This is a genomic window from Micromonospora sp. NPDC049900 (genome assembly GCF_044461025.1).
GTDB lineage: Bacteria > Actinomycetota > Actinomycetes > Mycobacteriales > Micromonosporaceae > Micromonospora.
Map to the genome: position 1 here is coordinate 346,301 of NZ_JBITKM010000004.1, position 8,815 is coordinate 355,115.

8 protein-coding genes are annotated in these 8,815 nt (G+C 72.8%); 4 read left to right on the plus strand and 4 right to left on the minus strand.

The genetic code is table 11. The features are described from left to right. Nucleotides 1-88: 88 nt before the first annotated feature. Nucleotides 89-589 carry a hypothetical protein gene (locus tag ACIBMZ_RS13205; RefSeq protein ID WP_396693255.1) on the plus strand — a complete coding sequence of 167 codons (501 nt, stop codon included), beginning with the start codon at nucleotides 89-91 and terminating at the stop codon, nucleotides 587-589. Between the two features lie 54 nt (nucleotides 590-643). Here ACIBMZ_RS13205 and ACIBMZ_RS13210 read toward each other — a convergent pair whose 3' ends face one another. Both ACIBMZ_RS13210 and glnA read right to left on the minus strand, forming a co-directional pair. Further along, nucleotides 644-1,069 carry a DUF350 domain-containing protein gene (locus ACIBMZ_RS13210; protein ID WP_396693257.1) on the minus strand — a complete coding sequence of 142 codons (426 nt, stop codon included), beginning with the start codon at nucleotides 1,067-1,069 and terminating at the stop codon, nucleotides 644-646. A 97-nt stretch (nucleotides 1,070-1,166) separates the two neighbouring features. Beyond that, nucleotides 1,167-2,516, minus strand: coding sequence for a type I glutamate--ammonia ligase (gene glnA / locus ACIBMZ_RS13215; RefSeq protein WP_131054872.1), 1,350 nt, complete (start codon nucleotides 2,514-2,516; stop codon nucleotides 1,167-1,169). A gap of 205 nt (nucleotides 2,517-2,721) precedes the next feature. Here glnA and ACIBMZ_RS13220 point away from each other — a divergent pair, with 205 nt between their 5' ends. From ACIBMZ_RS13220 to ACIBMZ_RS13230, 3 genes are all read left to right on the plus strand, one after another. Further along, entirely contained in the window at nucleotides 2,722-4,503 is a 1,782-nt protein-coding gene (locus ACIBMZ_RS13220) for an NAD+ synthase (protein WP_396693260.1), read from the plus strand. Nucleotides 4,504-4,614: 111 nt separating this feature from the next. Further along, nucleotides 4,615-5,460, plus strand: coding sequence for a 3-methyl-2-oxobutanoate hydroxymethyltransferase (panB, locus tag ACIBMZ_RS13225; protein WP_396693262.1), 846 nt, complete (start codon nucleotides 4,615-4,617; stop codon nucleotides 5,458-5,460). 126 nt (nucleotides 5,461-5,586) lie between these two features. Then, nucleotides 5,587-6,114, plus strand: a complete 528-nt coding sequence (locus ACIBMZ_RS13230; protein WP_396693264.1) for a hypothetical protein — start codon at nucleotides 5,587-5,589, stop codon at nucleotides 6,112-6,114. Nucleotides 6,115-6,173: 59 nt separating this feature from the next. Here the strand turns inward: ACIBMZ_RS13230 and npdG are convergent, their stop codons facing one another. Together npdG and ACIBMZ_RS13240 are read right to left on the minus strand one after the other, a co-directional pair. Continuing rightward, a complete protein-coding gene (gene npdG / locus ACIBMZ_RS13235) occupies nucleotides 6,174-6,872 on the minus strand; it encodes an NADPH-dependent F420 reductase (protein ID WP_396693266.1) in 699 nt (232 codons plus the stop codon). Nucleotides 6,873-7,042: 170 nt separating this feature from the next. Continuing rightward, complete coding sequence (locus ACIBMZ_RS13240) at nucleotides 7,043-8,476, minus strand: RNB domain-containing ribonuclease (protein WP_396693268.1); 1,434 nt, start codon at nucleotides 8,474-8,476, stop codon at nucleotides 7,043-7,045. Nucleotides 8,477-8,815 lie beyond the last annotated feature (339 nt).

Sequence of the window (8,815 nt, forward strand, 5' to 3'; positions counted from 1 at the left end):
GCTCGCTGACAGGTTCGCCACGGCTCGACCCCAGCCAGGCTGGTCACTGTCGGTGACGTCATCGCATCACCGACGAGTTGGAGGACCGATGTCCCGCACGATCTCGAAGAAGCACCTGCTGGCCGGACTGGCCGCCGCGGGTCTGCTCGGCGTGGGGATCGCCGCCCCCACGGTGGCGCTCGCCGACGACAAGGCCACCCCGAGCGCCAGCGCGAGCGCCGAGCAGCAGGACGACAAGCGGCCGGAGCGGGGCGCGCACCGGGCGCAGTTCGCCGAGGCCCTGGCCGAGGAGTTGGGCGTACCCACCGAGAAGGTGACCGCCGCGCTGGAGAAGCTCCGCGAGGAGCACAAGCCGCAGGGCCGCCCGGACGGCGAGGGCCGCGAGCGTCCCGATGGGGACCGGGGGCCGAAGGGCTCCCCCGAGGACCGCAAGGAGGCGCTGGCCGAGCGGTTGGCGCAGGCGGTCGAGGACGGCAAGCTCACCCAGGAACAGGCCGACGCGATCACCGCGGCCGTCGAGGCGGGCGTGTTCGGCGGGCCGGGCGGCTGGGCCGGCCGGGGCGGCCCCGCTGGGACCCCCGGGAAGTGACACCGTGCGGGGCGGCATCCGTCCGGATGCCGCCCCGCGGTCGCATGGGTCGACTCAGGCGATACAGGCGCAGACGATCAGCGCGGCACCGAAGTGGGTGGCGGCGCTGACCTTGGCGACCGGGTGCGGCTCGTCGGAGCAGATCACCTCGCCCAGCTTGCCGGGGGTGAGCAGGTCCAGCACGAAGAAGGCCAGCGCCATGATGCCTAGGCCGATCACTCCGAACAGGATCGTCGAGGCCAGCCCCTTGGCGAAGTCGCTGTAGCTGGTCAGGATCGCGGTGAAGACGATCCCGGCGACGCCGAGCTGGTTGGCGGCGAGCAGCAGACCGGCGTTGGCGTTACGGCGGATCCAGATCAGGTCCCGCAGCTTGCCCGGGGTCAGCAGGTCGACCAGGACGAAACCGGCGGCCATCAGCCCGACGCCGACCACCCCGAACACCACGCTCTGCCAGGCTCCGCTGAGCAGATCCTCCAGCACCGACTGCCTCCCCACCGTCTGCGGCCGGCGGGCGCCGGCACGGTGATCGAGACGATAGCGGCACCGCGCAACGCCCACCCGGGCGGTGGTGGCGGTCCTACAGCGACAGGTACCGCTGGCGCTCGTACGGGGTGACCTCGCGGCGGTACTGCTCCCACTCGGCGCGCTTGTTGCGCAGGAAGAAGTCGAAGACGTGCTCGCCGAGCACCTCGGCGACCAGCTCCGAGCCGGCCATCACGTCGATCGCCTCGGCGAGGTTCTCCGGCAGCGGCTCGTACCCCATGGCGCGGCGTTCGGCGCTGGTCAGCGACCAGACGTCGTCCTCGGCGCCCGGCGGCAGCTCGTACCCCTCCTCGATGCCCTTCATCCCGGCACCGAGCAGCACCGCGAAGGCCAGGTAAGGGTTGGCGGCCGAGTCGGGCGAGCGGACCTCCACCCGGGCCGAGTTCGGCTTGCCGTACGCCGGGACGCGGACCAGCGCGGAGCGGTTCAGGTGCCCCCAGCACACGTACGCCGGGCTCTCGGTGACCCGGTCCGGCAACGCCTGCGGGAAGAGCCGCTTGTAGGAGTTGACCCACTGGTTGGTGACCGCCGTGTACTCCCGGGCGTGCACCAGCAGCCCGGCGATGAACGCGCGGGCCACCTTGGAGAGCTTCATCGGGTCGCCCGCGTCGTGGAACGCGTTGCGTTCCCCCTCGAACAGCGACAGGTGCGTGTGCATGCCGCTGCCGGGCTGGTCGGTGAAAGGCTTGGGCATGAAGGTGGCCTGCACGCCGGTGGAGAGCGCCACCTCCTTGACCACGTGCCGGAAGGTCATGATGTTGTCGGCGGTGGTCAGCGCGTCGGCGTAGCGCAGGTCGATCTCCTGCTGGCCGGGGGCGACCTCGTGGTGGCTGAACTCGACCGAGATGCCGATCCGCTCCAACGACAGCACCGCCTGGCGGCGGAAGTCGCGGGCCACCGCGTGCGTGGTGTGCTCGAAGTAGCCGCCGCTGTCCACCGGCACCGGCACGCTGCCGTCCATCGGGCCGTTCTCCAGCAGGAAGAACTCGATCTCCGGGTGGGTGTAGAAGGTGAAGCCCTTCTCCGCCGCCCGGGACAACGCCCGGCGCAGCACGTGCCGGGGGTCGGCCCAGGAGGGCCCGCCGTCGGGCAGCAGGATGTCGCAGAACATCCGGGCGCTCTCGCCGCTGACCCCGCCCTCGAACGGGAAGACCTGGAAGGTGGTCGGGTCGGGCATGGCGACCATGTCCGATTCGAAGACCCGGGCGAAGCCCTCGATCGCCGAGCCGTCGAACCCGATGCCCTCCTCGAAGGCGGCCTCCAGTTCGGCGGGGGCGACGGACACGCTCTTGAGCGTGCCGAGCACGTCGGTGAACCAGAGCCGGACGAAACGGATGTCGCGCTCTTCGAGCGTGCGGAGGACGAACTCCTGCTGACGGTCCACTGCCCCAACCTTCCGCGACACGCTATGTCCGGCTTCGGACGGTGATTACCCGACCTGACCGACCAGTCTCCACCGACCCGATTACGCAGACGTTAACCGACCCGCGGCCATCGCGTCCCGCCCAGTCCCGACCCACGGTCGCCGGGTGGTGTGGTCTGCACGGACACCACGTGTCGAGGCCGCCCACCGTGGGCAAGATGAGGACATGCCCACCCTGCGTCTCGCTCTGTGCCAGGTCAACCCCCGGGTCGGCGACATCACCGGCAACGCCGAGATGATCCGCTCGTGGACCCGGAGATCCGCCGACGCCGGTGCCCGGATCGCGCTCTTCCCGGAGCTGGCGCTGACCGGCTACCCGGTCGAGGACCTGGTGTTCCGGCGGTCCTTCGTCGCCGCCTCACAGGCGGCGCTGCGCCGTCTCGCCACCGACCTGGCCGCCGACGGGCTGGGCGACCTGCCGGTCGTGGTGGGCTACCTCGACGCCGACGGTCCGCCCCAGGTCAGCCCGGACGCCGAGCCGGGCCGGGGAGCCCGCAACGCCGCCGCCCTGCTGCACCGGGGCGAGGTCGTGGTCACCTACTTCAAGCACCACCTGCCCAACTACGGCGTCTTCGACGAGGACCGCTACTTCGTGCCCGGTGACACGCTGACCGTGGTGCGGCTCGGCGGGGTGGACGTGGCACTGACCATCTGCGAGGACCTGTGGCAGGCCGGCGGCCCGTTCGCCGCCGCCCGCGACGCCGGGGTCGGGCTGGTGGTCACCATCAACGGCTCGCCGTACGAGCTGAACAAGGACGACCTGCGGCTGCCGGTGGTCCGCCGACGCGCCGCCGAGGCCGAGGCCACCATCGCGTACGTCAACATGGTCGGCGGCCAGGACGAGCTGGTCTTCGAGGGCGACTCGATGATCGTCGCGGCGGACGGCACGCTGCTGGCCCGGGCACCCCAGTTCGTCGAGCACCTGCTCGTACACGACGTGGACCTGCCGGAGACGGGCACCGGTCCGGGCGCCACCCTCGGCGGCGCCCGCGACGGCGCGGAACTCACCGGCGGGCTGCGGATGGTGCGGCGCGCGATCGACGGCCTGCCCCCGACACCGGACGGCCCGCCGGTGCACGGCGGGACCATCGAGCCGGTCGCCGACGAGGCCGAGGTGTGGCAGGCCCTGGTGCTGGGCCTGCGCGACTACGTCGACAAGAACGGCTTCCCTTCGGTGGTGCTCGGGCTCTCCGGCGGCATCGACTCGGCGGTGGTGGCCGCCATCGCGGTGGACGCCCTCGGTCCCGACCGGGTGGTCGCCCTCTCCATGCCCAGCCAGCACTCCTCCGAGCACAGCCGCGACGACGCCGCCGACCTGGCCAAGCGCACCGGCCTGGACTACCGGGTCGAGCCCATCCAACCGATGGTGGACACCTTCCTGGCGAACATGTCGCTGTCCGGGGTGGCGGTGGAGAACCTCCAGGCCCGGGTACGCGCGGTCATCCTGATGGCCCTGTCCAACCAGGAGGGCCACCTGGTGCTCACCACCGGCAACAAGAGCGAACTGGCGGTCGGCTACTCCACCCTCTACGGCGACTCGGTCGGCGGCTTCAACCCGATCAAGGACGTCTGGAAGACGCTGGTCTGGCGGCTGGCCACCTGGCGCAACGCGGAGGCGACCCGGCGGGGCGGGACGCCGCCGATCCCGGAGAACTCGATCGGCAAGCCGCCCAGCGCCGAGCTGAGCCCCGGCCAGCTCGACAGCGACGCGCTGCCGGACTACGACGTTCTCGACCCGATCCTGATCGGCTACGTCGACGGTGACCTGGGCCGCGACGGCCTGGTCGCCTCCGGGCACGACCCGGCGACGGTGGACAGGGTGCTCCGGCTGGTGGACACCGCCGAGTTCAAGCGCCGACAGTCCGCGCCCGGGGCGAAGATCTCGATGAAGGCGTTCGGACGGGACCGCCGTCTGCCGATCACCAACCGCTGGCGTGAGGACGGCTGACCACCGGCGAGTGACATCCTCCACTGCGCCCTGCCGCGACCGGGGCCGCCGGTGCGACGATCGCGGCAGAGCCCGGGGACCGCGTACGCGGCCTCGAGGAAGGAGACAGTCATGGTGGAGTCCAGCCCGGCCGAGGTGACCGCCCTCTACGGCGGCCCGGCCACCCGACGGGTCCGCACCCGCGATCTGATCGCCGCCAAGGAACGCGGCGAGAAGTGGCCCATGCTCACCTCGTACGACCAGTACAGCGCCTCGATCTTCGACGCCGCCGGCATCCCGGTGCTGCTGGTCGGCGACTCGGCCGCCAACAACGTGTTCGGCTACGAGACCACCCTGCCGGTGACCGCCGAGGAGCTGCTGCCGCTGGTCCGGGCCGTCGTCCGGGCGACCCGGCAGGCCCTCGTCGTCGGCGACCTGCCGTTCGGCTCGTACGAGGAGGGCCCCACCCAGGCCCTGCGCACCGCCGTCCGGTTCATGAAGGAGGGCGGCTGCCACGCGGTGAAGCTGGAGGGCGGCCGGCGCTGTGCCGACCAGATCGCCGCCGTCGTCGGCGCCGGCATCCCGGTGATGGCGCACATCGGGTTCACGCCGCAGAGCGAACACACCATCGGCGGCTACCGGGTGCAGGGCCGGGGCGACACCGCCGAGGACGTGCTCGCCGACGCGCGGGCGGTGGCCGAGGCGGGCGCCTTCGCGGTGGTGCTGGAGATGGTGCCCGGCGAGGTCGCCAAGCGGATCACCGCCGAGCTGAGCATCCCGACGGTGGGCATCGGCGCCGGCCCGGAGACCGACGCCCAGGTGCTGGTCTGGCAGGACATGGCGGGGCTGCGCACCGGCCGGACGCCCCGGTTCGTCAAGCGCTACGCCGACCTCGCGGGCGCGCTCGGCGACGCCTCCCGACGCTTCGCCGACGAGGTACGCGGCGGGGAGTTCCCCGGCGCCGAACACACCTTCTGAGCGCGTCGTCACGGCCCGTGGGGCGCACTCGCGGGCCGTGACGCGCGCTGACCTGCCCCGGCCCTCCGGCGGTGCCGGTCGGAACCGGGCAGCGAGATCGTGGGAAGGCGGCTAACGTACCGGCCCGTGAAGCGATTGCACACCTCCGTCCTGACCCTGGCGTGCGCCTGCCTGCTGGCGCTCACCGCCTGCGGCGGGGACTCGACCGACACCGCCGCCGACACCGCCCCGTCCGTCGTACCGCCCTCCTCGGCCGCGCCGTCCTCGGCCACCCCGCCCGCCCCCGACGCCTCCGCGCCGTCGACGGCCAGCGCCGCCGACGTGGTGGGCGACAAGAAGCTGTGCCAGTCGGCGAAGAAGGCCAGTGACGGCATGCGGGCCGAACTCGTCAAGGCCATGCAGTCCGGCGGCGAGCCGACCCCGGCCGTGTTCAAGAAGATCCTGGGCGGGCTGGAGAAGGAGATGACCACGCTCGCCGCCACCGGTGGTGGCGACAGCAAGGTGGCCGCCGCGCTCGGCAAGTTCAGCACCGAGGCGGGTCGGGCGGCAGCCGCCGCCGATCCGGCCACCGCCGCCGACAACCCGACCTTCACCAAGGCCGGCGAGGACCTGACCGCCGCCTGCAAGAAGGCCGGTGTCGAGGTCGTCTTCTGACCCTGCGTACGTCAGCGGCCCGCCGGGGATCCGGCGGGCCGCTGCTTCGTACGGTCTGCTCAGACGTCGGTGACGCGGACGCCCGCGTGCGCCTTGTAGCGCTTGTTGATCGCGATCAGGTTGGCGGTGAACGCCTCGATCTGGTGCGCGTTGCGCAGCCGACCGGCGTAGATGCCCCGCATGCCCGGGATGCGGGCGGCGAGCGCGCCGACGACCCCGACCAGCTCCCGCTCCTCGGTGCAGATCAACACGTCCAGCTCGATCCGGTCGATCTCCGGGTCGGCCAGCAGCGGCGCGCTGACGTGGTTGAACGCCGCGCAGACCCGGGAGTCGGGCAGCAGCGCGGCGGCCTGCTGGACGGCGCTGCCCTCCGCCACCGGCAGCGCGTACGGGCCCTGCTTGTCGAAGCCGAGCGGGTTCACGCAGTCGACCACGATCTTGCCGGCGAGCGGTGCGGCGAGCGCGGCGACGATGGCGGCGTGCCCGTCCCACGGCACCGCGATGATCACCACGTCGCTGCGGCGCGCCACCTCCTCGTTGTCCGCCCCGGTCACGCTGCCCTCGGCCGGCACTCCGGGCAGGGCGGCGATCTCCGCGGCCGACTCGGCCGCGCGCTGCGCGGACCGGGATCCGATGAGCACCGTCTGACCGGCCCGGGCGAACCGGTAGGCGAGCCCCCGGCCCTGGTCACCGGTGCCACCGATGATGCCGACGGTGAGCCCGGAAACGTCGGGCAGGTCGCTCGCGTCATATGCCATGGTCGCCATCCTCGCAAATCCAGCGGCCCCGCAGCAGCGCCCTGAGCTGTGACAAACTCCCCTGGGCGGGTCCGTCCACGACCGCCCGCAGCGCCTCGACTACGCACCGCCGCGCCTGTCGACCTGAACCGTTCGTGCTGTCGCGCGCGTCGGCCGACGGCCGGGCCGGTTCAGGCGAGGTCGAACGTGACGGTACGGGTGGTCGGGTCGGCCGTGACCAGCCTGACCCGGACCCGGGTGCCGGGCGTCAACTCGCCGGTGCACCGGGCCCGTACCGGCGGGTCGTCGAGGGCCACCGCACCGCCCGGCGGACGGTTCGCGCGCCCCTTGCCGTTCGACGGCGCGTCGACGTCCAGCACCGCCGCGTCGAACGTCTCCCCCACCCGGTGCGCCAACAACACCGCCTCGGCCAGGTCGATCGCGCCCCGACTCGCCGCCGACGCGGCGCGGTCCGTCGTCGACATCACCGCCGGCAGCCGGGGCAACGCCTCCCGGGCCCAGTCCGGCACCGTCCGGCCGTCGTGCAGGGCCAGGCAGACCTCCGTGGCGTACCGGTCGGCCAGTCGTCGCAGCGGCGCCGTCACATGCGCGTACGCGGCCGCCACCCCACCGTGCGCCGGCTGCTCGGGCACCTCGCCGTCGAACGCCGTGTACGCCGCCGACCGCATCAGCTCCGCCGCCTGGTCGACGAAGGCAGCGGCCCTCGGTTGCGCCGGGTCCAGCCCCAGCAGCAACTCCCCGACGCCCATGTCCTCGGGCCAGTGCACGCCCAGCGGCCCCGCCGCCGCCCGCAACCGCTGCACCGCCTCCGGCTTCGGCGCGGGCATCGTCCGCAACAGGCCGATCCCGCCGGCCAGCATCAGGTCCGCCGCCGCCATCCCGGTCAGCAGCGAGATCTGCGCGTTGTGCTCCTCCATCGGCACCGGAGCCCGCAGCACCAGCCGCCACCCGTCGCCGTCGGCCTCCACGTCCTGCTCCGGTATCGGCAGGTTGATCGCACCCCGGCGCAGACCCCGGGCGGTCAACAGCGCACCGATCTCCGGCAACAACGCGATCGGCTCCGGCAACCGACCCGCGTCCGCGTCGGCCTGCACACTCGGATAGTCCAACTGCGCCCGGCTGCGCACCAGCGCCCGTTCCAGCGAGACCCCCGTGGTCGCGCCGTCGGCGTCCAGGTCGATGGTCCACAGCACCGCCGCCCGGTCCACCTCCGGCAGCAGGCTCGCCGCCCCCTCGCCGAGGCTGTGCGGATGCAGCGGCACGTTGCCGTCGGGCAGGTAGACCGTCTGCCCCCGCCGCCAGGTCTCCTCCTCCAGAGCACCACCCGGGCGTACGTGCGCGGCCACGTCCGCGATCGCGTACCGCACCCGGAACCCGCCACCCGTACGGCGGCTCAGGTGCATCGCCTGGTCCAGATCCCGCGAGCCCGGCGGGTCCACCGTGACCAGCGGAACATCCGTCCGGTCCACCGCCGGCCGGGGCGGCGCGGCGACCGCCTCGTCGGCCTCCCGCTGCGCCTGCTCGGGGTACGCCTCAGGCAGCCCCAACTCACGACGCAGCCCGCCGAAGTCGATGCGAGGTGCGACAACCCGTCGGATGACCATGGGCCAATCCTGACAGCCCCCCGCGCTCCCCGCCCTCCCCCGACCGACCCCCCGCCACCACACGTCCATGGCGGGTCCGGCGACCTGGCGCAGACGCCGACCAGGGGCGATCGTCCGGCCGCCCACGCCCCGCGGTGTCCGCCCGGCCGACCGCCCTCACCTGCCCGACCCTGCTCGCCGGTGTCCCCCGGGCCGGAAAGATCCGCACAACATCCCTGATCCTGCTGCCTCAACCGGACCGCGAGGCAGGGTCCGCCACCCGCCCTGGTCTGCACGCGCCGATCATGGAGTTGTGGCTGCTGCTTTGCCCACTTTCACGGCTTTCGCAGCAGCCACAAC